This window comes from Flavobacterium sp. (genome assembly GCF_043778725.1).
Lineage (GTDB): Bacteria > Bacteroidota > Bacteroidia > Flavobacteriales > Flavobacteriaceae > Flavobacterium.
The window spans coordinates 1-2781 of sequence record NZ_JAYWFT010000004.1 but is presented as its reverse complement, the minus strand read 5'-3'; the positions used below and the strand labels follow the sequence as shown (position 1 = coordinate 2781).

The window sequence follows — 2781 nt, the reverse complement described above, 5'->3', positions numbered from 1 at the left end:
AGAATATTGTTTTGAAAAACATTTTAAAATTAAATTTACATATTCATTTACAATCAATAAAATTGCTAATTATTACATTTCAATAGAATCGTACGGTAATTGTTTACATAAAATAGAACTAGAAAAATAAGTTTAAGTAATACGATGATAAGTTTACCTATGCGTACTTATCTTATAAAAAAATATATGTCTGACAGACAAATAAAAATTCTCTAAATGACACTAAATGCATCGCAAATTAATGAAATCATTAATTCTATGCCCATCAAAATTTTCTAAAAATAAAAGTATGACGTACACTTTGGCATTTATTTTTTTAATTACTTTAAAAGGAAATGATTGTGTGATTCAAAGTTTGACTTTTACACCAAAGTAAATAACAATAATTTAGTGTAAAATTTACAAAACTAATATTTTAAGAAGGCATTTTAGACTCAAAAGCCAATTATAATGTTTTCAACTACTACATATAAGAAGTCACTAATAACTAATGCGATCTAGTGCTTTATAAAATAAGCCTCAAATATTTGAAGACAATTTAACACCTGTTCGTATTGATAATATAAAAATTCATGAAAAAAAAATTAACAATAATCGTTCTATTAATCACACTTTTTGGATATACACAAATTCCAAATGCATATTATATTACTGCTAGTGCTTCAGGTTATACACTAAAAACACAGCTTTATAACAAAATAAAAAAACATAAAGATAAAGGTTATGCTGGTTTATGGACCACGTATTCAACATCAGATCGAGACAAAGAATATGAAAACGACAATTCTATTATTGATCTATATTCAGAGAATCCAACAGGGATCGACCCTTACTCATTTTCCTACATAACAAAACAATGTGGTACGTACAGCGAAGAGGGGAATTGCTACAATCGAGAACACATAATACCACAATCTGTTTTTAATGCGGCGTCTCCCATGGTTGGTGACGCACATTTTATAACTCCCACTGATGGCAAAGTAAACGGTGTAAGATCCAATTATCCTCATGGCAAAACAGCAACAATATTATGGACTTCTTTAAACGGAAGCAAACTTGGCAAAAGCGCAGTTTCAGGATATACAGGAAATGTTTTTGAACCCATTGATGAGTTTAAAGGAGATATTGCTAGAATGTACTTTTACTTCGCAACAAGATACGAAAATTCTGTTGCTGGTTATTCATATCCAATGTTTAACGGCACCAAAAATCAAGTTTTTACAAATTCTTTTAGAGATATGTTAATTTTATGGCACAACCAAGATCCAGTTAGTGCAAGAGAAATTGCAAGGAATAATGCGATTTATGCAAGACAAGCTAATAGAAACCCATTTATAGATCATCCTGAATATGTAGAAATGATTTGGGGTAGTATAACATCGATACAAGACACTGAAATCCCAGGCACTCCCGAGAATTTAATTGTGTCTTCTGTAACTAATAATTCGCTTCAACTAAATTGGACAGCCGCTACAGATAACATTGGTGTTGTTAAATATGAAGTTGTAATGAACGGAGTTGTAAAGTCAACAACAATAACAACTAACACAATAATTACTGGACTTAACAGCGGAACAAATTATTCATTTTATGTAAGAGCAATTGATAACGCCACGAATACCTCAGAAATTAGTAATACTATAACAACAAATACGCTTCCAAATTCTGTAATTAACGACTTATTTTTTTCTGAATATGTAGAGGGCTCTGCTAATAATAAAATTTTGGAAATTAGTAATATGACAGGAAAATTAGTAAATCTTTCTAGTTACACCATCAAAAAACAAACAAATGGTACCGGTGTTTGGAGCCAAGGCTTATCGTTGTCAGGCACGGTAGTAAATGGCACAAAATATACCATTGTAAATGGCGCTACTCTAAGTTTATGCTACCTAACAACAAACGCTTCGCTAGCTTCTAATGCTTCAGAGATGTCATTCAACGGTAATGATGCAATTGGTCTCTTCAATAATGGTTTATTAATAGACATCATTGGCATTTTTAACAGTGGACAAACCAATTTTTCTGCCGACGAAACTTTAAGACGCAAGTCAAACGTTTCTGTGCCAAAAATAACGTTTAATAAAACATCAGACTGGACAATATTTCCGCTAGACGATTGCAACAATATTGAAAACAAATCTGAATTAACAAATGATAAAATCTATTTAGATTTTATCATATATCCAAATCCTTCAAATGGTGTTTTCTTTTTAAAAATTCAAAATAATGATTTAGAATTTAAAGTTGAAATATATACTATTTATGGCGAAAAAATCTATCAAAAAAGCAGCGAAACAAATTTCGACCTAAGCTTTTTATCACCTGCAACTTACATGATGAAAGTTACATGTGGTGAAGAATTTAAATTAAAAAAAATAATTATAAATTAAAAAACATGAAATAAATTTTAATTTTATTATCAAGCTCTAATAAAACTAAACCTAATTATAATTAAATAGTTAACATAAAAATGCCCTTTCCAACTGAAAAGGGCATTTTGACTAATACTCAAATGAAGCTAGACTATTTCTTATACTTTTTACTAAGGTATCTAAACAGTAAAGACAATAGAAAACTTACAACAGCACCTAAAGCAGCCAATACAATTGTTTTTAAAATATCCTCCGAACGCAAATTAGGTAAGACACTTAAAAAAGTACCTCCTGCTGTCCCAACAAGTAGGCGGATTCAAGTATCTAACGCAACATCGTTAGTTATTTAGTTAGTATCAAAAATAGCATTTTTCGTTTAAAATCTGCTTAATTTTAGAATAACTTT

2 protein-coding genes are annotated in these 2781 nt (G+C 30.0%); both read left to right on the top strand.

Annotation, left to right across the window (positions count from 1 at the left end; genetic code table 11):
- Window positions 1–572: 572 nt before the first annotated feature.
- Window positions 573–2393 (top strand): endonuclease, encoded by a 1821-nt coding sequence (locus ACH2CG_RS01095; protein ID WP_395061339.1) that lies wholly within the window; start codon window positions 573–575, stop codon window positions 2391–2393.
- Window positions 2394–2473: 80 nt separating this feature from the next.
- Complete coding sequence (locus tag ACH2CG_RS01090) at window positions 2474–2725, top strand: hypothetical protein (protein ID WP_395061337.1); 252 nt, start codon at window positions 2474–2476, stop codon at window positions 2723–2725.
- The last annotated feature ends 56 nt before the right edge of the window (window positions 2726–2781 follow it).